The 22,390-nt window shown below is 37.6% G+C and carries 20 protein-coding genes; 5 read left to right on the plus strand and 15 right to left on the minus strand.

Features of this window, described 5'->3' with window-relative positions; genetic code table 11:
• Positions 1-86: 86 nt before the first annotated feature.
• Positions 87-1,202 (minus strand): citrate synthase, encoded by a 1,116-nt coding sequence (gene citZ / locus DBX25_RS13110; RefSeq protein WP_108671261.1) that lies wholly within the window; start codon positions 1,200-1,202, stop codon positions 87-89.
• A 597-nt stretch (positions 1,203-1,799) separates the two neighbouring features.
• On the minus strand, positions 1,800-2,267 hold the full coding sequence (locus tag DBX25_RS13115) for a DUF441 domain-containing protein (protein ID WP_108671262.1): 468 nt from the start codon (positions 2,265-2,267) through the stop codon (positions 1,800-1,802).
• Positions 2,268-2,377: 110 nt separating this feature from the next.
• Between DBX25_RS13115 and ytvI the strand changes: the two genes are divergently transcribed.
• Positions 2,378-3,499 (plus strand): sporulation integral membrane protein YtvI, encoded by a 1,122-nt coding sequence (gene ytvI / locus DBX25_RS13120; protein ID WP_108671263.1) that lies wholly within the window; start codon positions 2,378-2,380, stop codon positions 3,497-3,499.
• Between the two features lie 44 nt (positions 3,500-3,543).
• Here the strand turns inward: ytvI and DBX25_RS13125 are convergent, their stop codons facing one another.
• The 8 genes from DBX25_RS13125 to dnaE form a co-directional block, all read right to left on the minus strand.
• Entirely contained in the window at positions 3,544-3,930 is a 387-nt protein-coding gene (locus DBX25_RS13125) for an FxsA family protein (RefSeq protein WP_108671264.1), read from the minus strand.
• A gap of 130 nt (positions 3,931-4,060) precedes the next feature.
• Positions 4,061-5,821: a pyruvate kinase gene (gene pyk / locus DBX25_RS13130; RefSeq protein WP_108671265.1), complete on the minus strand. Its 1,761-nt coding sequence runs from the start codon at positions 5,819-5,821 to the stop codon at positions 4,061-4,063.
• Between the two features lie 30 nt (positions 5,822-5,851).
• A complete protein-coding gene (pfkA, locus tag DBX25_RS13135) occupies positions 5,852-6,811 on the minus strand; it encodes a 6-phosphofructokinase (protein WP_108671266.1) in 960 nt (319 codons plus the stop codon).
• A gap of 353 nt (positions 6,812-7,164) precedes the next feature.
• Complete coding sequence (gene accA, locus DBX25_RS13140; protein ID WP_108671267.1) at positions 7,165-8,142, minus strand: acetyl-CoA carboxylase carboxyl transferase subunit alpha; 978 nt, start codon at positions 8,140-8,142, stop codon at positions 7,165-7,167.
• Positions 8,136-9,005, minus strand: a complete 870-nt coding sequence (accD, locus tag DBX25_RS13145) for an acetyl-CoA carboxylase, carboxyltransferase subunit beta (protein WP_108671268.1) — start codon at positions 9,003-9,005, stop codon at positions 8,136-8,138. The genes accA and accD overlap by 7 nt, the downstream gene beginning before the upstream one ends.
• Positions 9,006-9,093: 88 nt before the next feature.
• Positions 9,094-9,726 carry a FadR/GntR family transcriptional regulator gene (locus tag DBX25_RS13150; RefSeq protein WP_240620300.1) on the minus strand — a complete coding sequence of 211 codons (633 nt, stop codon included), beginning with the start codon at positions 9,724-9,726 and terminating at the stop codon, positions 9,094-9,096.
• Positions 9,727-9,734: 8 nt separating this feature from the next.
• A complete protein-coding gene (gene ystJ / locus DBX25_RS13155; RefSeq protein ID WP_108671269.1) occupies positions 9,735-10,970 on the minus strand; it encodes an NADP-dependent malic enzyme in 1,236 nt (411 codons plus the stop codon).
• A 104-nt stretch (positions 10,971-11,074) separates the two neighbouring features.
• Positions 11,075-14,434 (minus strand): DNA polymerase III subunit alpha, encoded by a 3,360-nt coding sequence (gene dnaE, locus DBX25_RS13160; RefSeq protein WP_108671270.1) that lies wholly within the window; start codon positions 14,432-14,434, stop codon positions 11,075-11,077.
• A gap of 157 nt (positions 14,435-14,591) precedes the next feature.
• Between dnaE and ytrH the strand changes: the two genes are divergently transcribed.
• Both ytrH and ytrI read left to right on the plus strand, forming a co-directional pair.
• Positions 14,592-14,927: a sporulation membrane protein YtrH gene (gene ytrH / locus DBX25_RS13165; RefSeq protein ID WP_108671271.1), complete on the plus strand. Its 336-nt coding sequence runs from the start codon at positions 14,592-14,594 to the stop codon at positions 14,925-14,927.
• Positions 14,924-15,424, plus strand: a complete 501-nt coding sequence (gene ytrI, locus DBX25_RS13170) for a sporulation membrane protein YtrI (protein ID WP_108671272.1) — start codon at positions 14,924-14,926, stop codon at positions 15,422-15,424. Before ytrH ends, ytrI begins: the two co-directional genes overlap by 4 nt.
• A gap of 70 nt (positions 15,425-15,494) precedes the next feature.
• On the opposite strand, the gene DBX25_RS13175 is transcribed toward ytrI, so the two are convergent.
• The gene (locus tag DBX25_RS13175) at positions 15,495-16,430 is read right to left on the minus strand and encodes a DHH family phosphoesterase (protein WP_108671273.1); all 936 of its coding nucleotides are present in this window, start codon (positions 16,428-16,430) and stop codon (positions 15,495-15,497) included.
• Between the two features lie 134 nt (positions 16,431-16,564).
• Between DBX25_RS13175 and DBX25_RS13180 the strand changes: the two genes are divergently transcribed.
• Positions 16,565-16,870, plus strand: a complete 306-nt coding sequence (locus tag DBX25_RS13180) for a YtpI family protein (RefSeq protein ID WP_108671274.1) — start codon at positions 16,565-16,567, stop codon at positions 16,868-16,870.
• Between the two features lie 67 nt (positions 16,871-16,937).
• Here the strand turns inward: DBX25_RS13180 and DBX25_RS13185 are convergent, their stop codons facing one another.
• The 3 genes from DBX25_RS13185 to DBX25_RS13195 all read right to left on the minus strand — a co-directional run bounded on the left by DBX25_RS13185 (position 16,938) and on the right by DBX25_RS13195 (position 19,634).
• Entirely contained in the window at positions 16,938-18,257 is a 1,320-nt protein-coding gene (locus tag DBX25_RS13185) for a CBS domain-containing protein (protein WP_108671275.1), read from the minus strand.
• 74 nt (positions 18,258-18,331) lie between these two features.
• Positions 18,332-18,568, minus strand: coding sequence for a hypothetical protein (locus tag DBX25_RS13190; RefSeq protein WP_108671276.1), 237 nt, complete (start codon positions 18,566-18,568; stop codon positions 18,332-18,334).
• A gap of 382 nt (positions 18,569-18,950) precedes the next feature.
• Positions 18,951-19,634, minus strand: coding sequence for a metal-dependent hydrolase (locus DBX25_RS13195; protein WP_108671277.1), 684 nt, complete (start codon positions 19,632-19,634; stop codon positions 18,951-18,953).
• A gap of 154 nt (positions 19,635-19,788) precedes the next feature.
• On the opposite strand from DBX25_RS13195, the gene DBX25_RS13200 reads away from it, so the two are divergent.
• Positions 19,789-20,886: a M24 family metallopeptidase gene (locus DBX25_RS13200; RefSeq protein ID WP_108671278.1), complete on the plus strand. Its 1,098-nt coding sequence runs from the start codon at positions 19,789-19,791 to the stop codon at positions 20,884-20,886.
• 151 nt (positions 20,887-21,037) lie between these two features.
• Here the strand turns inward: DBX25_RS13200 and DBX25_RS21380 are convergent.
• Positions 21,038-22,390, minus strand: a 1,353-nt coding sequence (locus tag DBX25_RS21380; RefSeq protein ID WP_276309610.1) for a transglycosylase domain-containing protein, incomplete at its 5' end; no start/stop codon positions are given.

Raw genomic sequence — 22,390 nt, forward strand, 5'->3', positions numbered from 1 at the left:
AAGGCATAAACACGCTTATGCCCCTAACCTTTTTATCTACAATTATTAATTTACTATATTACAATGGTTTTGAACAATCTGTAGTCTTATCTTTCATCCACTGGAACGTATTTTTGCATACCAGGACCTGTATATTCTGCACGTGGACGGATGAGACGATTGTTATCATATTGCTCTAGAATATGAGCTAACCAACCAGAAGTACGGCTGACTGCAAAAATTGGTGTGAATAGATCGTGATCGATTCCTAGGCTATGATATACAGACGCAGAATAAAAATCTACGTTTGGAGGAAGTGGCTTCTGTGAAGTCACAAGCTCTTCGATTTTCACTGACATCTCATAATACTGTGATTGTCCAGTCAATTTTGTAAGCTTCTCTGACATAGCTCTTAAATGTTTAGCACGTGGATCTCCATTACGGTATACACGGTGACCAAAGCCCATGATTTTTTCTTTATTATCGAGTTTGTTTTTTACGTAGGATTCTACATTTTCAACAGACCCAATCTCAGTTAACATTTTCATTACCGCTTCATTTGCTCCCCCATGAAGAGGACCTTTTAAAGCACCGATTGCAGCGGTAATACCAGAATAAACATCTGAAAGTGTAGCCACACAAACACGTGCAGTAAAGGTAGAAGCGTTTAATTCGTGATCCGCATGTAGGACTAGAGCTTTGTTGAATGCTTCTTCTTCAATGGCAGAAGGATCTTTCCCGCTTAGCATATAAAGGAAATTAGCTGCAAAGCTTAAATCTTTCTTAGGGGACACAGGCTCTAAACCTTTACGGATTCTAGCGAATGCAGTAACGATTGTAGAAATTTGAGCTTGTAAACGGATTGCTTTTTTATAGTTTGCTTCTTTATCCATTACATCTGCTTCTGCATCATACAAGCCAAGGTTTGAAATAGCAGAACGTAAAGCAGCCATTGGGTGTACGCTTTGAATTGGGAAAGTCTTAAAGTGATCTAAAACTTCCTTTGGAACATCCATATTTTCAGCAAGCTGTGCTGTTAGCTCCTTTAATTCTTCCTTATTAGGAAGGCGACGATGCCATAATAAGTAAATAACCTCTTCAAAAGTTGCGTTTTCAGCTAAATCATCAATGTCATAGCCTACATAAGTTAGTGTGTCATCAATAATTGAGCTAATTGATGAAGTTGTTGCAACAATACCTTCGAGACCTTTCGTCACTGTCATAGTAGAATCTCTCCTTTTCTAAAAATCCCCTTACCCACTTCATTTTTTTATCTATTATTTAAGTAATGCGACAGGCAGTGGATAATAGGCCTGACCATTATATATATGAGCGAACTAATGTCCGCTAACTGAAAGCGTTAACAATATAAGAATACTAATCCACTTGAATTAGATTACTGCATAACTCTTTCATTTTTACCCATAAGCGCTCAATCATAAACAACATCCCTGAGCGATTGCTCATTCATTTCAAATGGCTTTAAGACCAAATCATAATAATAATTAGACCTTTTTCTAAATCTTGTAAAAGGATACCGCTTACATGTCCTATTATAAACAATTATCTGATTTTTGTGAATGAAAAGAACTTAAAATGTGAAAAAATTATTATTTTACCAGAAAAACATCTTTATGGTTTATTAATTTAATGAAAAAAAGCGTAAAGATTCATCCTACTGAATAATTCCTAACGTATTAACAAGCTAATTAAGGTTTTATGTTATAAAAGATTGCAAAATGATGTAAATTGAAAAAAATATATAATAGAAGAAAGAAAGAAAAAGTCTATACCAGCAAAGCTTTAACACTATGGTTAAGTTAAAAATATGACTTGAAAAATTCAAATCCTTTCATGGCTAAATAAGCAATTCCCGCTCCTATTAACGGGCCGACAGCCACTCCATTGAATAAAGCAACAGCTAGTATAGTACCAAATACTAAAGCAGTCGTAATATGTGGATCATCCACTAATAATGTTAGGCCACTTTTAGCTATAAGAGCTACAGCTATTCCAGCCCCTAAAGCTATCCATGCATAAGGTGATTTGATAGCATCAACTAATTGTTTGAATCCAATGCTTCCTGTGGCAATTGGAACAAGAACAGCAATCGTTATGACTGTTACTCCAAGATTTATTCCTTTTGCTTGAAGGAAAGGAAAAATCTTATCACCAAGCCCAATCACCTTCACTATTAGTAGAAATCCAGATGCCACCATTAAAGAAGGATTCTTCGCAATCCACCCCACTACCAATAAAAGAGTCAAAAATAATAAAGAACCACTCATGAACGGCCCTTCCCTCCCTAGATAAAATTCAGAATTTATTTTCAAAAGAAACTTTTTTTCTTTATATACGTAGTACAATAAATAAAAGGAATCAAAAAGGAGGCACTGCTTTGAACCCTACATACATTTATCGGTTCGTACGCTTGTTCTTAGTCATTGGTATAGTGGCTTTATGTGCCATTACCATATATTATACTTCTAAAGTTACCTACCCATTTATTATTGGTTTGATTATCGCATTTATGATTAATCCCCTCGTTGATTTTTTTGAGAAAAAAACTAGAATGCCAAGATCTCTCTCAGTGTTTGCAGCACTCATACTGATTATTGCCATCTTTACTGGTTTAATCGTACTATTAGTCTCCGAAATTGTTTCAGGTGCCAATTATCTGGCAAGGGTTGTACCTCAACATATTGAAGTCCTCATAGATTATACAGAGCAATTTATAGGCACACAAATCATTCCTATGTATCATCAATTTACCACGCTGTTTAATAACCTTGAAGCTGGACAACAAGATACTATTATGGAAAATGTCCAAAACGCAGGCAAGAACATTGGAACGACTGTTGGTGATTTTATTCAAAACTTTTTTTCAAATATCCCAATTATCATAGGATGGTTTCCAAGTGCAGCAACGGTTTTGATTTTTTCCCTCCTAGCAACATTTTTCATAAGTAAAGACTGGTATCGTTTACGTAGATTAGCAAGTCGTTTTACTCCAAACAAAATGAAGCAAAGTGGCTCAAAAATCTTCGAAGATTTGAGAAAAGCTTTGTTTGGCTTTATAAAGGCACAATTAACTCTTATTTCTATCACAACAATCATCGTATTAATAGGGTTGCTTGTCTTACGGGTGGAGTACGCCATTACCATTGCATTAGTTGCGGGATTTGTTGATATACTACCATACTTGGGAACAGGAGCTGTATTTGTCCCGTGGATTATATATGAAGTTATAGCAGGGGAAATGAATTTGGCAGTTGGTCTGGGAGTCCTATATATCGTTGTACTCGTTCAAAGGCAGATCATGGAACCGAAGATTCTTTCATCGAGTATTGGTTTAGATCCATTAGCTACCTTAGTCGCTTTATTCGTTGGATTTAAACTGATAGGTTTCCTCGGCCTGATTGTTGGTCCAGTGACACTAGTAATAATCAATACGCTTCATAAAAGTAACGTTTTCACTGATATTTGGAGTTTCATTTTAGGAAAAAACAAAGAGTATTAAATAGACTTTACATCCATTCAAAAGGCTGACCTGAGGTCAGCCTTTTATCGTATGATTTTTATATTACCTTTATTAATCATATTCCGGAATGTCCGTATAATGAAGGGTCTTATCATGGCTCGAGTAGGTGGTAGCAAAAGGATGAAACCAATCGAATCAGTAATGAAACCGGGTGTTAATAGTAGTACTCCACCTACTAAGATACAAATCCCGTCTATTATGGTGTTTTCTGGCATCTGACCATATTGCATTTGTCTCTGTGCCTGTCGGATTACTTCAAGACCTTGTTGTTTTGCAAGATAGGCACCTGTAATACCGGTCGCAATAATTAAGAGAATGGTAGGGAAGACTCCGATCGTTTTACCTGCTGTTAGAAGAATTGCAATTTCTCCAGCAGGTATAATAATTAAAAATAATAACAAGTATCTCATTTTTAGACTCTCCCCTGTAAGATTTCTTTCTCATTATACATGTACGAGCCAGAAGATAAAAAGATACAAGAATCTTTAAAGTACAGAAAAAAATGCCTGAATCATGTATCGATTCAGGCATTTTTTTAATTTATAAAACGCTTGCCTTGCCTTCATTAATGAAGCCACGTAAAGCATCAACCGTCACTTCTTGGCCTTCCTTAAGTAATGTCATCGCTTCGCTAGCTCCGACAATAACTGGGATACCTAAACTTAGCCCTACGACAGCGGCATGGCTTGTTAAACCACCTTCAACAGTTACCAATGCTGCACACTTTTCTATTGCAGGCATCATTTCTTTATCCGAACCTAACGTGACAAGCACACTTTCTGGAGTGACTTTTTTAATAGCCTCTTCAGCATTTTTTGCAAGGACAACTTTTCCTGTTGCAGATTTTCTACCGATTCCTTGTGCTTTAAGGATTGTATTTCCTAGTACATGGATTTTCATTAAGTTTGTTGTACCTGTTTCTCCAACTGGCACACCAGCAGTAATTACTACAAGATCCCCATGTGAAACGAGCCCAGAATTTAAGCTTTCTTGAATGGCGATATCCAACATATCGTCAGTAGAATTTGCTCTCGGTCCAATTTGAGGATAGACTCCCCACACTAGTGCCAATCGTCGTGAAACACGTTCGTTTGAAGTAACAGCCACAATCGGAGCTTTAGGACGATATTTTGAAATCATGCGTGCAGTATGACCACTTTCTGTAGGAGTGATGATGGCTCCTGCATCTAAATTCAATGTTGTATGTGCAACCGATTGCCCAATGGCATCCGTAATATTACACTCATTGTCTTTACTACGCATTGATAAAATTTCTTTATGATTCAAAGCTGTTTCAGCGCGTGAAGCAATGTTGTTCATCGTTTGGACAGCCTCAACAGGGTAACTTCCTGCAGCTGTTTCACCCGATAACATGATTGCATCCGTTCCATCAAAAATCGCATTCGCAACATCTGAAGCTTCTGCACGTGTTGGTCTAGGATTTCTTTGCATAGAATCAAGCATTTGGGTAGCTGTTATAACAGGCTTGCCCAAGGCATTACATTTCTTGATTAAGTCTTTTTGAACCAATGGAACTTCTTCAGCAGGAATTTCTACACCTAAATCCCCACGTGCGACCATTAGACCATCGGAAACTTCAAGAATTTCATCAATTTTATCTACGCCTTCTTGGTTTTCAATCTTAGGAATGATTTGGATGTGAGATGCATTATTTTTTTCTAGTAGTTCACGAATTTCCAATACATCCGAAGCGCGTCGTACGAAAGAAGCAGCTATGAAGTCAATATCTTGGCTAATACCAAAAATAATGTCCTGTGCATCCTTTTCTGTTATACCTGGAAGATTTACCGCTACTCCTGGTACGTTCACGCCTTTTTTATTCTTTAAAGTTCCGCTATTCAATACATTTGTATGGATTTCTCTAGCATCACGATCAATCTTTGTGACTTCTAATCCAATTAATCCATCATCAAGCAAGATTCTTGTACCTACGTGAATATCCTCAATCAATCCATCATATGTAATGGAAAATTTCTCTGCTGTACCTAAAACTTCTTTCATAGAAATAATGACTTGAGAACCAGTTTTCAATTCAATCGCGTCATTTTCCATATTATGTGTCCGAATTTCAGGACCTTTTGTATCTAGTAGGATGGCAACATTTTTGCCGGTCTTTTCAGATGCCTTTCTAATATTTTGAATTCTTGCAGCATGCTCTTCGTGACTTCCATGAGAAAAATTCAGTCTTGATACATTCATTCCAGCTTCAATTAAACTGCAAAGTTTTTCAACCGTTTCACTTGCTGGCCCAATTGTACAAACAATTTTCGTTTTGCGCATGAATAGTATTCCTCCTTTAACTAAATTAGATTAAATGGACAATTCTTGAGATAATTTATACATTTCCATATCAATCAGATGTTTTTTTGATAATGCTTCAATGATGTCATAGTCAACCAACTGATTTTTTTCAATTCCAACGGCACGGCCACCTTGACCTTCAATCAGGAGTTCCACTGCTCTTGCACCTAATCGGCTTGCTAATACTCTGTCGACCGCTGTGGGAGATCCTCCTCGCTGAACATGGCCCAAAACAGATATTCGAGATTCAATATTTAAAAGTTCATCAATTTGTTTTCCGATTTCGATACCACTACCTACACCCTCGGCAACTACGATGATACTATGTTTTTTCCCACGCTCATGTCCACGCTTTAATTTTGAGACAATGTCATCAATATTGAAATTTTCTTCTGGGATAATGATAGTTTCCGCACCACCAGCTAAACCTGCCCAAAGAGCCAAGTCCCCAGCATTACGACCCATAACCTCGATGATAAAAGTTCTTTCATGAGATGTCGCTGTATCTCTTATTTTATCGATTGCATCAATGACAGTGTTCAGTGCTGTATCAAAACCAATTGTAAATTCAGTGCCGGGTATGTCATTATCAATAGTTCCGGGTACACCGACACATGGATATCCATGTTCAGTCAAAGCTTTTGCTCCCATATAAGACCCATCTCCACCAATAACGACAATTCCTTCTATCCCGTGTTTCTTTAATTGCTCAATCCCTTTAAGTTGACCTTCCTTTGTTTTGAATTCTAGACATCGAGCTGAATGGAGCATTGTGCCCCCACGCTGGATGATGTCCCCTACAGATCCTAATTCTAGTTTTCGGATATCACCATTAATCAACCCTTGGTATCCGTGGTAAATCCCAAATACTTCTAGATTGTGATAAATCGCTTTACGTACGACCGCCCTTACAGCCGCGTTCATTCCTGGAGAGTCTCCCCCACTAGTCAAAACACCAATACGTTTCAATATCTTCACCCCTAGTTACATTCCTTCCTTAAAAAAGGTTGGAGGAATTCGCTTTATGTACATATACCCAAAATCAATCCTATTATATCCTTTGCAAAAACTAGAGATTTTATTTTGTTCTTTTTTACTGAACAAGTCATATGTACCTCTAGATTTTACAGTTCTCGATGTTGTAATTCCGATTCTCGCGTTTCTCATTCTAAGGTACTTGAACCTATTCGTAAAGCATATTTATTCATCTTTTAACAAAATTTTAATTGTCTTTAAATTGAAAGCGTTTCACTTACTAAAATGTTCTAAATAGATAAAACGTGTTGCCGGTAAAGGCAACACGCAAATAATATATTATGGTATTATTTCACTTCTGAATATTCTTTGGACTCCGAAAATTTACCAATTTGTTTAAACTTTTGATAACGGTCTTGAATTAGTTTTCGCTCATCCTTTTTCATGAGATCTTTTAAGGATGCCATAATTACTTCACCCATTAGTATAGATTGAAGTTTAGGATCCTTATGAGCCCCACCCTTTACTTCAGGAATGATTTCATCCACTACTCCAAGCTCTTTTAAATCTGGTGCAGTGATTTTCATACTTTCGGCTGCTTTTTTGGCTAATGTAGCATCTTTCCAAAGGATTGTTGCTGCGCCTTCTGGTGAAATTACAGAATAAGTAGAGTTTTCCAACATATAGATTTTATCAGTTACTCCAAGTGCAAGAGCTCCACCGCTTCCACCTTCCCCGATAACAATCGAGATAACTGGCACCTTCAGTCCTGCCATTTCAAAAAGATTTTTTGCAATGGCTTCACTTTGACCTCTTTGTTCTGCTGCTTTACCAGGATAAGCCCCTTTAGTATCGATAAAGCAAATGATAGGTCGGTTAAACTTTTCAGCCTGCTTCATAAGTCTCAATGCTTTTCTATAACCTTCAGGGTGTGGCATGCCAAAGTTACGTCGAATATTTTCTTTCGTATCCTTACCACGCTGATGACCAATGATCGTTACCGGCAGACCTTTAAATTTTGCAATTCCACCAACAATAGCAGCATCATCAGCAAAACCACGGTCACCATGACACTCAAAAAAGTCAGTGAACAAATAGGAAATATAATCTAATGTGGTTGGCCTTCCAGGGTGTCTAGCTACCTGAACACGGTCCCAAGGTTTCATATTGTCATAAATTTCGTTTTCAAGTTTTTCGAGTCTACCTTCAAGCTTTTCGATCTCAGAAGATAAATCAACCTCAGCTTCTTCTGTCAAACTTTTCAATTCATCGATTTTCTTACGAAGCTCTATGATTGGACGTTCAAACTCTAATTCTCCTACCATTGAATGTCACCACCCGGGGTATGGATTTCTAAAATCGTTACTAGCTTTTCTTTTAGTTCAGTTCTTGGTATAACTGCATCTAATTGACCGTGCTTTAATAGGAACTCGGAAGTCTGGAAATCTTCTGGGAGTTCTTCACGAATGGTTTGCTCAATAACACTTCTTCCTGCAAAACCAATAAGAGCACCAGGCTCTGCAAGGTTATAGTCACCAAGTGAAGCGAAACTCGCTGAAACTCCTCCAGTTGTTGGATGGGTCATGACTGATATAATCAAACCACCATCTTCACTGAATAGTTTAAGCGCTGCACTTGTTTTTGCCATTTGCATCAAGCTAAGTATTCCTTCTTGCATTCTTGCACCACCAGAAGCTGTGAAAATAATAAACGGAACCATTAATTCATGGGCTTTTTCAATGGCACGAGTGATTTTTTCTCCGACAACTGAACCCATACTTCCCATACGGAAATTGGCATCCATAATTGCCACAACCACTTTCATGCCTTCCATAGTGCCTGTTCCTGTCATTACCGCTTCGTTTAAGTTCGCCTTCACCTTATCCTTTTCAAGCTTTTCCAAATAATCAGGAAAACCAAGTGGATTTTCAGAAACCATTTCTGAATCCAATTCGACAAAGGTGTCCAGATCAAACAAGCTGTCTATTCTTTCAAAAGCATTCATTCGATGGTGGTAACCACAATGAGAACATACCTTCAGATTTTTTAAAAGTTCTTTCGTATACATGATTTTTTTACAGTTTGGACATTTTGTCATGATTCCTTCGGGCACATCCTGCTTATCACGCTCAGAAGGAATAGTTGCATACTTTTTCTTTTTAGATTTTGAAAATAGCTCTTTAAGCAAGAGGAATCCTCCCTTTGTCGTTAAATCTCCAGATCATGCCTGTCCTATTACTTTACACGACAGAAAATAAAAAGATTGTAAAAACGTGTCAGTGTGGTTTCGACAATTTTCTGATTCTATATAAATAGGTCTCTACCATTCTTGATTCCTCTTTAACTTGTAATGCTTCTAAAAGATCTAAATACGAATCCTTATCTGCAGTTGTAACATCCCTTTTGGTTGATCGATCATACGAATGGATCACTCGCCAAATTCGTTCTAACAACTTATTGGGAGTTTTAGTAGCAATGGCTTCAAAAAAGGAGGAATCATCGAAAGAATGACTATTGGCCCAATGAATCAATTGGTCTATTTCTTCCTTTTGAGACCTATGAATTAAAACTTTTAGGCAATCCAGTTCGATTAATTGTTTCGTTTCGGAGAGATCATCGATTGTTTTTTTATCTTGAAGAAAAAAAGCTCCAAGCAAGTCTACTAGTCGATGCTCTTGGAAGTTCTTGATGTACGTTCCTTCTCCACGTCTTGTTTCAATTAGGCCTAGCAATTCCAAGGCACGCAATGCTTCACGGACTGAAGACCGACCTACACTAAGTCGGTCCGATAACTCCCTTTCTGAGGGGATTTTATCTCCTGGTACAAGTCCGTCCGCATCAATCATTGCTCGAAGTTTTTCGACAATGTCTAAATATATTTTAGAGGAAGCATTTGAATTAGTTGTCAAAATTACATTCACTCTTTTCCGATAATGGCAAGTTTACGTGTTTTTTCTTTTATTTCTTCTGGATCTACCTTTAAACGCGCAACACCTGTTTCCATTGCTGCCTTCGCAACCGCTGCAGCCACTTCTGGTGCGACCCTAGGATCAAATGGTGCAGGAATTACATAATCTGCATTCAATTCGGATTCTTCAATTAGTCCTGCAATTGCTTCTACAGCAGCGACTTTCATTTTTTCGTTTATATGTGTTGCACGAACATCAAGAGCTCCACGGAAAATACCCGGGAATGCTAATACGTTATTTACTTGGTTAGGGAAATCCGAACGGCCAGTCCCTACAACTTTAGCTCCTGCTTCCTTTGCCTCACTCGGCATGATTTCTGGTACAGGGTTAGCCATAGCAAAAATAATCGGATCTACATTCATAGAGCGAATCATGTCCTGTGTCAGAGCACCAGCGACTGAAACACCAATAAAAACATCTGTTCCTCGCATAACTTCTTCTAAGCTTCCAGACAGTTTGTCGCGATTTGTAATTTTTGCAACTTGATCCTTGATGTCATTCATGCCAAATGGGCGACCCTCGTAGATAGCTCCTTTTGAGTCGCACATGATGATGTCTCGAACACCATAGCTATATAGAAGTTTGATAATTGCGATACCAGCAGCTCCCGCTCCGTTCGCGACAACTTTTATTTCAGACATTGATTTTCCAATAAGTTTTAATGCGTTCACTAAACCAGCTACAGTTACGATGGCTGTTCCATGCTGGTCATCGTGGAAAATTGGAATATTTGTTTCTTTTTTCAATCTTTCTTCTATAACAAAGCAGTTTGGCGCTGCTATATCCTCAAGGTTAACTCCACCAAAAGTTGGTTCCATTAACTTTACTGTTTCAATGATTTTTTCAACATCTGTCGTTTTCAAACAGATTGGAAAAGCATCGACACCAGCGAAGCTTTTAAATAAAACAGCTTTCCCTTCCATAACTGGAAGTGCTGCTTCAGGACCAATATTTCCAAGCCCTAAAACTGCTGTACCATCTGAAACTACTGCGACTGTATTGCCTTTTATTGTATAGTCATATACCGTTTCTGGTTTATCATAAATATCCTTACAAGGCTCTGCCACACCTGGAGAATAAGCTAAACTTAAGTCATTTGCATTTCGAACAGGCACCTTAGATACCGTTTCTAGCTTTCCCTTGTTGATGCGATGCATGTGCAAAGCTTCTTCTCTTAATGTCAACGTAATTCACTCCTTAGATTATCAACAATCTAACCAATAATCCTAAGTGGTCAGACCACGTCATCTTCTAATACACTATATCACAAGATTTTAGGATGTAAAGGTTAAACGTCTTTTAATAATACATTTTTTTCCCCTACAAGTGTTTGTAATTGTTTTAATAATTGACTTGTAGGATTGATCCAATCCGTCATTGGAAGCCTAACGTAACGAGCTTCCCTCTCATAATACAGCAAAATACTTGTAAATCCAGGGTAATGACGAATCGTTTGTTTTAATTTTGCTAGGATACTTTTATCTTGAATATTTTTATCAATCCGAATGAATAATCTCTTCTGATTTTCTTCTTGAATGGTTCTTAATTCATCCATTGAAAAAACCTTCTGGACAATAAGTTGTTTTTTCCCATTTCGATTTTCAATCGTTCCGTTGATAAGTAGAACCTTCCCTTTTTTCAGAAGTGGCATATGCTCTTTATAAATATTAGGAAAAACAACTGCCTCAATCTCCCCGCTATCATCACTTACCGTAAGAAAGGCCATCACTTCTCCTTTTTTAGTGCGGATGGATTTAGCATCTGTAATATAAACTCCTAGTACTGACTTTGGATCTTCATCCTGGTGAAGAATCTGAATAATGGATGTAGTGCCAAAATGGGAAAATACTTCTTTGAATGGTGTTACAGGATGATCTGATAAATAAAATCCTAATACTGCTTTTTCATAATTTAATTTATCCTCAATGCCAATTGGGTCCATTTTCATATACTTTGGCTTTAAGGTGAATTCACTTTCCTCAAAAAGATCAAATTGGTCTTCATCTGGATTGACGAGATTAACATGTTCCAGAGCAACATCCAGACTAGCCAATAAAGTGGCTCGATCTTCTCCAAATTCATCAAATGATCCCGAATGTACTAACACCTCTAGAACCTTCCTATTCACAACCTTGGTGTTTACTCTCATGCAAAAATCGAACAAATCAGAGAATGGTTTTTGCTTCCTAGCTTTAAAGATTTCTTTTAACACATTTCCTCCAACCCCTTTGATAGCAGCCAAGCTATAGCGAATAGATTGACCTTCAATACGGAAGGAATAAGTGCTTTTATTTATAGAAGGTGGTAAGAAAGCAATGTCCATCTTTTTTAATTGAATGGCATACTGTGCAATCTTGTCTTCATTACCAATTACACTAGTGAGTAAGGCTGCCATAAAGTGAAGCGGGAAGTGGGCCTTTAAATATGCCAGTTGATATGCAATAAGACTATATGCTGCAGCATGGCTTAAGTTAAAGCCATAGTTGGCAAACCGAACTATTAAATCATAAATCGTATGCGCCACATTCTCTGCATACCCTTGATTTTTAGCCCCTCGAACGAAATCCTCACGACCTGCATCTAAGTCTTCTTTCTTCTTTTTTGAGACGGCTCGTCTTAGTAAATCTGCTTGTCCTAACGAAAATCCTGAAAAACGGGATGCAATTTGCATAATTTGTTCTTGGTAGACAATGACTCCATACGTACTTTCTAGAATTGGTGCCAAATCGGGATGTGGATATTGTATTTTTTCTTCTCCATGACGGCGACGAATAAAGACCGGTATATTTTCCATCGGACCAGGACGATACAATGCATTAACAGCCACTAAATCCGAGAACCTTTCCGGCTTAAGTTGCATCAAAACTTTTCTCATTCCTTCTGATTCAAATTGAAAAATTCCAGTAGTATCCCCACTTCCTAGTAGTTGGAGGGTTTTCTCATCCTGCATTGGCAGTCGCTCTAATGAAATGATGCGACCTGTTTGTTTCTTTATGTTTTCTAGTATCGAATCCAACAAAGTAAGATTACGCAAGCCTAGGAAGTCCATCTTCAATAAGCCAATCTCCTCTAATACTTCCATTGGAAACTGTGTCAGATGTACACCATTGTGACCTTCTTGAATGGCAATATGTTCTGTTAAGGCACTATCGCAAATAACAACCCCTGCTGCATGCGTCGATGTATGCCTTGGAAGACCTTCAAGCTTGCGAGCTGTATCAATTAACTTACGATTGAAGTCATTCTCTTGATAAAATCCCTGTAAAAGCTTGGATTCTTGAAGCGCTTGATCAATCGTGATTCCAAGCTTTTGAGGAATGAACTTGGACAATGATTCAAGTTCTTTTGAATTTAAGCCAAAGACTCTCCCAGAATCACGTAAAGCTGCTTTGGCTGCAAAAGTTCCGAAGGTAATGATTTGAGCAACATGAAGTTCTCCATATCTTGAAGCAACATAGGCTATGACTTCGTCCCTTCTATTATCAGGAAAATCAATATCGATATCAGGCATGGTTACACGCTCAGGATTCAAAAACCTTTCAAATAAGAGATTATATTTCATAGGGTCGATATCTGTGATTTGTAAGACATAGGCAACCATTGATCCAGCAGCGGAACCACGTCCAGGTCCGGTTAGGATGCCATGTTCCCTAGAATATTTCATAAAATCCCATACGATTAAAAAGTAGTCGCTGAAGTTCATTCGACTAATGACCTCAAGCTCGTATTCTAGTCTTTTCTTATATGAATTTTCAGCATCACCATAGCGATTAAAAAACCCTTTTAGGCAAATTTCTTTCAATAGTTCGTGTGAACTCATCTTTGTATTATTTGGATATTTAGGGAGCAGTTTCTGCTGCAGGGGAATATCTACTTCACAAAGTTTTGAGATAGTAAGTGTATTTTCCAACGCTTCTGGTTCGTCATGAAACAATTCGTACATTTCTTTCGGTGATTTTAAATAATATTCGCTAGAAGGTAGTTTTTTTCGATTTTGATCGGATAGCTTTTGTCCCGTTTGAATGGCTAGCATTGCTTCATGGACTATATGGTCTTCCTTCAACAAATAATGAACTGGATTTGTGGCTACAATAGGACAATCATTTTCACATGCAAAGTCTTTAACTCTTTCAAAAAAACTTAGCTCATCTGGGCTACTATTCTTCTGTACCGATATGTAAAAATCTTTTCCAAAAATCTCTTTATAAATTGCCACAGTTTCAACAGCAGTTTGACGATTCTCGTTCATTAATGCAGTTTCTATGCTTCCCTCTTGACCCGGAGTTATGGCTATCAACCCTTTTGAGTAACCCTTTAGCCAACGGAATGGTAGCCCTTCCGGTGATTTTGTTTTTATAGCACTGCTAATTTTAAGTAGGTTTTTATAACCTTCAAGGTTTTTGGCTAATAAAACAAGTGGATATCCTTCCTCAGTATGGAGGATGTCTGCTGTTAGTCCTAAAATTGGTTTTATCCCTTGTTTCTTACACTCCTTATAGAAAGGAATACTTGCAAACATGACATTTCGATCTGTTAGGGCAACTGAATTCATCCCTAATTTCTTTATTTGATGTACCAATTCCTCCACTTTGACCGTACTTTGAAGAAGGCTATAAGCGCTATATGTATGCAAATGTGCAAAAGACATGATTTCCCCACCTTTTTCGTACGATTATCTTGTTATTATTATAGAACTTCACTTACAAAAAAGAAAATATGTTCTCTTTTTCATTTTTGATATCTCTTCTAATATCCTATGTTTGTCCATATACATAAAATAAAGTTGAACAAATAAGGATGATAATATGAAAGAAGCCTTTTTCCCTACTTTCTTAAATAGCTATTTCATTGCTCTAGGTGTGCTTATTGGTGGTTCTTTAATAGGTGGAATTTCAGCATTTTTTACAAACCAGCCTCCCATGACTGTTGTGTTCCGACTATCCGATAGTTTGAGGATTTGGGCTATTGTCGCGGCAATGGGTGGAACATTCGATACCGTCTATAGTTTCGAAAGGGGCATTTTCCATGGTCAGACACGAGATATCATCAAGCAAATTTTATGGATATTATCTGCATTAGGCGGGGCACAAACCGGAGCACTGATTATTAAATGGCTTACACAGGAGTATATCTCATCATGAGAATCCCTCCTTTATACCGTCAACCTCTTTGGCAACGATTTTTCGCTGGATTTGCAGTTGGAGGATTCATAAGTTGGTTCATTTTTTTCTATATGTATGGCGGAATGCAAGAAAAACAAATTCAAATGATTTCCAACCAAGAGGAAACTATTAAGGATTTAGAAAAAAAACTTGGAGTTTTAGAAGAAGACTATAAGGCCTTAAACAAGCAAAACGAGGAAAAGCTATTAGTACAGGATATATCCGTCAGTATTGAGAATTATAAATTGTATCAACTTGACCGATTAAGCGTTATAGAAGCTCAGGAATCGATAAAGGACGATCTCAATTTCCTCATTACGAAAGATATTGAATCTGTCTATGCAGGTAAGGCATTATTAAAAAAATCGATTGAAAATAAAATCATAGATATCAATAAGAAAAGATATAAAATTGAAGTTACTGAGATGATGTTTTATACAAAGGTATATATACAAGTCAAAATTAGGCGAATATAAAATAAAAAGACGGCTCATAAATGGGTAGCTCCACTAGATGTGGAGTTTTCCTTATGAGCCTTTCTTTATTTTACATTGAACAAGCAGCTTCCATATCTGTCAGGACTGATTCTACTTCGTCCCATGAATAAATGGATGCACCTGCTGCCAATGGGTGTCCTCCACCGTTATAGTTTCTCGCAACGGTATTGATAACAGGACCTTTTGAACGCAGTCGGACACGAATCACTTCCTCTTCCTCAATAAAGAAAGCCCACGCCTTTAAACCTTTTACCACTCCCAAAGAACTTACGAGCAAAGAAGCCTCTGACGGCTTAACGTTGAATTGATTTAATGTCTCTGCAGTAATAATCATGTGTCCAACTCCATTTTCCGAAACCTTAAAGTTTTGGAAGACATAGCCATTCAAACGGACAACATTCTCATTTACATCATACATCTCCTCAAATAATTTGGGACGGTCAAACCCATAATGAATTAATTCACCTGCATAAATAAAAGTTTTTTCTGTAGTGCTTGGATAAAGGAATCTCCCCGTATCCCCAACAATCCCCGCGAATAACAATCTAGCAGCTTCTTGATTAAGGACAAGTCCATCCTCTTTCCCAGCTAAATAAAAATCATAAATCATCTCACTAGTTGAACTAGCTGAAGTATCTACCCAAAGCATGTCTCCGTAAGGGTCTTCATTAGGATGATGATCAATTTTAATTAATTTATCACCTAGGTTGTATCTACCATCGCAAATTCTTTCCTCATTCGCAGTATCGCATACAATTACCAGTGCACCTTCATAGTCTTTCTCTGTGATTGTATCCAATCTTCTCATAAAGTGTAAGGATTCATCTTCCTCTCCAACCATAAAGACATTTTTTTCTGGGAAAGATTCCTTAAGCATCTCACCTAAACCACACTGTGAACCATATGCATCAGGATCTGGTCTTACATGGCGGTGAATAATGATAGTATCATATTTTTTAATTTCTGATAGAATGGCTGATTTCATAAATGATTCTCCTATCTTCCTTCTGACAGCAGTTAGTTCGAGCCTTGCAATCGAAGAGATTTTTAAAGTGGCAATCCATTGTGAAAAACGGTATAGTATGTATTGGACAAAATGTCACGTTGGGAGGTCTCTAGATGCCAGTATTCGTTATCTTTATTATTCTAGCATTCGCCTTTTATGTATATTATAAAATTAAGTTTTTCCGCACCAATCTTCCTATGGAAAGAAAATGGGTATCAGCCAAGTCTTCTATTGCTCTTGGGGTTTTCGTCTCCATGTTTGGACTTAATCAACTTTTTCTTTATTCTGGGACAGTCACATACATTGTTGCTGCAGTATTTATCATCATCGGCGCTTTAAGCATTTATGGTGGCATCAAAGCGTATAAATTCTTCCTGCCTCATGCAATCGCTGAAGCAGAACAAGCTTACAAAAAATAAGTCATTAAAAAGGGATGCCCCGGTTAATGGAGGCATCCTTTTATCATGCCAAATTTAGGGCTATTTATCACGTTCGGTCTAATAACTGGCACATCATCATCGCTTTACCAACGAGTTTGCCTTCATTAAACACTTCGATATCCACCTTTCCGAATTTCCTACCAACTTCTAAAACCTTAGGGAAAACTTCAAGCTTACTGTCGATTTGAACCGGCTTGATGAAATAAATAGTCATATTCTCCACGACTAAGTCGCCTCTTTTAAAGGTTTTCAATGCACGATTGGCTGCCTCCGTCACGATGGTCGTAAAAACTCCGTATGAAATGGTTCCTAAATAGTTCGTCATTTGTGGTGTTACTTCCACATGGTATACCTCGTCACCCTTGCCTCTTTCCCCTAGATCCACTAACTGACTAGCAATTACATCATCAATGGTTTCTCCGACTTGAGGTTGTCGTTGAATCATTTGCAAAGCTTTCAAGACATCTTGCCTGCTAATAATTCCGAGTAAGCATTGAGAATCGTCCACGACAGGTAATACTTCAATGCCTTCCCACACCATCATATGTGCAGATGAAGCTACACTAGTTTTACCATTCACGGTCATTGGGTTTTTCGTCATAACTTTCTCAATTGGGGTATTTAATTCTTCGCCCATTATGTCCTTTGAAGTGACCATTCCCTGTACTCTGAAATGCTCATCCACAACAGGAAATCTACTATGAAGAGTTTTTCTATTATGTCCCATCCAATGTTCTACCGTATCTCCCATTTTAAGATAGACGGTTTCACTAAATGGAGTAAGGATATCCTCTACCAATAGAATTTCTTTCTTAATGAGCTGGTCGTAGATTGCGCGGTTAATCATAGTCGCAACCGTAAATGTATCATAGCTACTAGAAATGATGGGAAGTTCAAGGTCATCTGCAATTTTCTTGACGGATTCATCCGTATCGAAACCACCCGTAATAAGGACAGCAGCGCCTGCTTTTAGTGCCAATTCATGAGCATTTGTACGATTCCCAACAATTAATAGGCTTCCCGCGTCCGTATATCTCATCATAGCCTCAAGCTTCATAGCGCCTATAACGAATTTGTTTAAAGTTTTATGCAAGCCTGCACGGCCACCTAGGACTTGTCCGTCTACAATATTAACAACCTCTGCAAACGTTAGTTTTTCGATATTCTCTTTTTTCTTCCGTTCAATTCGTATTGTTCCTACCCGTTCAATCGTGCTCACATAGCCTTTAATTTCAGCATCTTTGATCGCTCGATAGGCAGTTCCTTCACTGACTGCTAAATCTTTTGCAATCTGTCGGACAGATATCTTCTCACCAACAGGAAGAGTGTCAATATACTGTATAATTTGTTCATGCTTTGTAGCCAAAGCTTTTCACCCTCTACATTTGGTATCTCTTTCCTATATTATAAGGGCAAATGCTCAGCCTTACAATGTAACCGTCAAGATTGATACATTCTTCTTTTCTGAACCATTGTTTTTTCTTGTTTGATAACTTTTCTTTTTTTAGGTGAATATAGCACTCCTGATAAATTCCCCGCAATTACAAATAAAGCAAGTAAAAGCCACATACTAGAAAAAATACCAAAAGAACCTTGAGCCATAACGTCAATTCTAGGAATAGCGTAATAGAGCATCATACCGCATAAGAGTAAGCAAAGTAGAGCACGTTGTTTCATATAAAACACTCCTTCTTTAAAATAAGAATGCCTGTACCATACTACACCTTATGCAAGCCTATAATAAAATTGACAACTTGTTGGATAAATCTTTATAAACTTAAGGATTATATTGAATGGACTTTTATGGATATTACTGAATGGACTGGCATTTTCCTAGATAGACCTGGATTTTACCGAACTAACTCGGTATTTTACCGAAATGGCTCGGGATATTACCGAATCGAAGAATCTTTTTACCGAAATTCCAAATTTATTACCGAAACAGTAATCTATGTAGCAATTATGTAGCTCTACCCTTTTTAACCAAAAAGAGACTGCTCTAATATAGAGTCAGCCTCTTGAACATTCAATATTTGGTTTGTCCATTCAGAATTCCTATTTATAATTCTAAAACATCACCAGGATTCATTACTTTTCCAACTCCCGTACCTAACATATCCACAAATTGATGTGGGTCCTGTTTGATTGGAGGGAAAGTATTGTAATGAATTGGTACAGCTGTTTTAGGATTGAGGAATTCGACTGCTAATGCCGCGTCCTCAGGTCCCATCGTATAATTATCCCCTATTGGAACAAATGCAACATCAATTGGATGTCGGTCTCCAATCAATTTCATATCGGAAAACACACCCGTATCCCCTGCATGATAGATGGTCTTATTTTCAATTGTTAACAATACACCAGCTGGGTTTCCACAATACACCATGTGTCCATCTTTAGTTTGATATCCTGATCCATGAAGAGCCGGTGTCAACTTCACCTTTCCCCATTCGAAGGTATAAGCACCACCAATATGCATTGTGTGAACGTTTTCTACTCCTTCATTTAAAAGAAATTCACCTAATTCATAATTAGCAATGACAAGTGAACCGTGTTTTTTGGCTAACTCAACGGTATCGCCAACGTGGTCATCATGACCATGAGTTAGGATAATCACATCCGGTTTTACCTCATCTAATTTTAAGTCTGTTAAACCATTACCAGTAATAAATGGATCGAACAAAATCGTTTTCTTCGTTGTTTCTACTTGGATGATGGCATGTCCATGAAATGAAACCTTCATATGGTTCAGCTCCTTTAAATTCAAATTAAATACGAATAGGTGCAAATGGTGATGATTCTCTGTTTTTTCCATTATAAAGAATGATAACAATTAATTGCAAAGAAAGAACTTCACTGTTACTCTCGTGTTATAGATATTTATTGGAGGTAGCGAAATGTTAGATAAAAAAAATAAGCTACAAAATTGGTTGAAAGAAAAAGAAATAGATGTTGCGTTCGTAACTTCTACAGATAATGTATTTTATTTAAGTGGGTTTCACAGCAATCCTCATGAAAGACTTCTTGGATTAATGACCTTCCAAGAGGGTGAATCCATTTTGATTTGCCCTAAAATGGAGATCGAAGAAGCAAGGCATGCAGGATGGAACGAGGAAATCATTGGATATACAGATATCGAAGACCCTTGGGAATTCATTCAAGCCGCAGTGAAAAAACGTGGTTTCACAATTCGTCAAGCTGCAATTGAAAAAGAGCATATGAATGTGGAACGCTATGAAAAATTACAAGCAACATTTTCATCTCCTCAATTATTCTCTGTTGAGGAAGTTCTACGAGAGCTTCGCATGGTAAAGAGTGAAGATGAAATGAAGCTGATTCGTGAAGCTTGTAAACTTGCAGATTTCGCAATTGAAGTCGGAGTGTCTGAAATTAAAGAAGGCAAGACAGAAATGGATATCCTGGCTGCGATTGAATTTGAATTAAAGAAAAAAGGCGTTAACCAAATGGCATTTTCCACTATGGTTTTAACAGGTGCAAATGCGGCATCTCCACATGGAACTCCTGGTCAAACTAAAATCCAAAAAGGTGATTTAGTCCTATTTGATTTAGGGGTTGTTTACAATGGGTATTGCTCTGATATTACAAGAACGGTTGCTTTCCATGATATTAGCGAAAAGCAACACGAAATCTATAATACTGTTCTCAAAGCTGAATTGGCAGCTGTAGCAGCAACAAAACCTGGAAAAACTGCGGCTGAAATTGACTTGACTGCCCGAAACATCATTCGTGAAGCTGGATACGGAGAATATTTCCCTCACCGACTAGGGCATGGTTTGGGAATTAGTGTACACGAATATCCATCCATGACAGAAACCAATGAGCTTGTGATGAAAGAAGGAATGGTATTTACGATTGAACCAGGAATTTATGTACCTTCTGTAGCTGGAGTACGTATTGAGGATGATGTGCTCGTAACTAAAGATGGTTGTGAAATTCTCACTCAATATCCAAAAGAGCTACAAATTATTAAATAACCTAAGCTCCTGAAATCTCTAATAAGTTAAACCCACAAAAACGACCCGAGATAAATCATCTCAGGTCGTTTTTTGCTTATAAATAATTGAAAATGAAGTGGAAATGAATATATGAAATAACAATTAATTCTTGATAATTACGGATTGCCTCCTAATCATGCTTATGCTTGCCTTTCCCCTTTCTCTTATCTTTACCTTTTTTTGCTTTATGTTTCTCTTTATGTTTCTCTCTACCTTTATGTCCCCAGTAGCTCGGATTCGTTTTTTCTTTTTGTATGGTTGGTTTTGGTGGAACCTCTGCAGATTCTACACCTTTTATATAAAGCTCATTATTCACTCTGTAGACACTGCTAGGTTGCTTGAAACTGGATTTGTCTGTTCCTATTGCTTGCATCATCTCTTTAAACATGAGTTGTGAGATTTTCGTTGTATCTCCAATCATATAGTTTCCTGATCCATTTTGAGTATAACCAGTCCAAACAGCCATAGTGTATTGTGGTGTATATCCCGCGAACCAACTATCATTTGTAGCAGTGTCTGGGTATCCAAATATTGCGGAGGTTTTTTCATCAAAATTGGTTGTACCTGTTTTTCCCGCGACATCTAGTGTTGGTACATTGGCCTTTATTCCTGTTCCCGCATCTACGACTGTGCGTAACATATCAGTTACCATATAGGCAGTATAATCATTCATAATTCGCTTTGGTTTATGGTCAAAGCTCACTTCTTTTCCATTTGGAAATTTCACTTTTTTCACAAAATGTGGTTGATTATAAACGCCATCATTCCCAAAAGCACTGAAGGCACCTGCCATGGCTAATGGGTTTACGGTATTACTGCCAATTGAATAAGATTCATATACTTTATCATTTATAAACGAAATACCTAGTCGCTCTGCAAATTTCTTTGCTTGATCCATCCCAACCTCTCTCATTGTAAGAAGGGCTGGGATGTTATAAGAATATTGCAATGCCGTACGTATCGATAATATTCCATGGTATTGATGATCCCAGTTTGAAATAGGTTGACCGGTTGAGTATGACGTTTCTTTATCATGGATTAAATGTCCAGTGGACCATTTTAAATGTTCAATCGCCGGACCATAATCAAAAATGGGCTTAAAGGTGGATCCAGGTTGTCGTTTCATATCTATTGCAAAATTGTTACCTAGAAACTCTGCTTTATAGTCGTTTCTTCCGCTTCCAATCGCCCTAACTGCTCCTGTTTTTGTATCTAAAAAGACGAAAGCCCCTTGGAATTTTGAATTTGGATAGGCAATTATTTCATTTGTATTCAACATTTTGTCTGCAAAGGTCTGTGCTTTTGGATCCAATGTAGTATAAATAGATAAACCATCTTTACTAATATCTACATTCTTCAGTTTTCTCTTTACCTCTTTTACTGCTGCATCCAAAAACGCTTCATATGGCATACTTTGATAAGAATTTTTGGGTACAATACCTTTTGTAACGGGAACTTTAGAAGCTTCCTGCATTTGCTTTTC

This window comes from Peribacillus acanthi (genome assembly GCF_003073175.1).
In the GTDB taxonomy this organism is placed as follows: Bacteria; Bacillota; Bacilli; order Bacillales; family DSM-1321; genus Bacillus_BN; species Bacillus_BN acanthi.